Source organism: Streptomyces sp. NPDC059456 (assembly GCF_042750055.1).
In the GTDB taxonomy this organism is placed as follows: Bacteria; Actinomycetota; Actinomycetes; order Streptomycetales; family Streptomycetaceae; genus Streptomyces.
On sequence record NZ_JBHYVA010000479.1, the window covers coordinates 6,243 to 6,653 of the forward strand.

1 pseudogene is annotated in these 411 nt (G+C 72.0%); it reads left to right on the forward strand.

Going from position 1 to position 411, the window contains the following annotated elements:
- Positions 1–132: 132 nt before the first annotated feature.
- Positions 133–411 (forward strand): annotated as a pseudogene (locus tag ACFXA3_RS30905) (spermidine synthase); the annotation flags it as partial.

The following is a 411-nucleotide window of genomic DNA, read 5'->3' on the forward strand; positions in this document are numbered from 1 at the left end:
TCTCGCTATATCTCTGTGGGATAGGTTACTTGTGTTGGGTGTTTTTTTGTGTTTTTTGTGTTTTCGGTGTTGTTGTTGTCCAGTCTGGGGGGGGGGGGCGCGTGGGGGGGGGCCCCGCGCCCCCCGCCGGGGGGCCCCCGGGTCCGGGCGGTGGACGCGCGGGCCGGCCTGGCCAAGGTCCCGGACGGCTGGGCCGACCTGGTGATCGCCGACGTGTTCAGCGGCGCGCGCACCCCGGCGCACCTGACCAGCGCCGAGTTCCTGGACGACGTACGCCGGGCCCTGGCGCCCGGCGGGTGGTACGTGGCCAACCTCGCGGACGGTCCGCCGCTCGCGCACCTGAAGGGCCAGATCGCGACCGCCGCGTCCCGCTTCGCGCACCTGGCGCTGGCCGCCGATCCGGTGGTGTGG